We start from the raw sequence: 373 nt of genomic DNA, 5'->3' as shown, positions 1-373 counted from the left end.
CATCAGCCGGGTCGGCAGCGGCGGCATGCCGGGGCCGTCCGAATAGACGGCGCCGAAACGCTCCTCCAGCACCGGCCAGTCGATCGCCTGCGCCAGCCGCACCAGCTCGTGCTTCATGTTGATGATTTGGTCGAGCCGGGAGCGGAACAGGTCCTGCTCTCCCGTCTCGCGCTTCTCGCGTGGCCTGGACATTCGCTGTCCCCTCGATTCGCCGCCGCCGAACCGAGTGAATCACGCTCCGCGCCACAAGGGAATCGCAAAACCGAATTGCAGGAAAACAGCGTCCAAATACCGCTAATCCTGCAATTCCAAAGCCGCTATCCGCCTCAATCAACAGGCCAGATCAATGGCTTGCGGATAGTTCACGGCCGAC

General features: G+C 62.2%; 1 pseudogene. It reads right to left on the bottom strand.

The features are described 5' to 3' along the window. Positions 1-192, bottom strand: a pseudogene (locus tag P9230_RS32245) (IS5/IS1182 family transposase); the annotation flags it as partial. Positions 193-373 lie beyond the last annotated feature (181 nt).

Source organism: Mesorhizobium sp. WSM4887 (assembly GCF_029625865.1).
GTDB lineage: Bacteria > Pseudomonadota > Alphaproteobacteria > Rhizobiales > Rhizobiaceae > Mesorhizobium.
The sequence above is the reverse complement of the archived record's forward strand: the minus strand, read 5'-3'. Positions and strand labels throughout refer to the sequence as shown.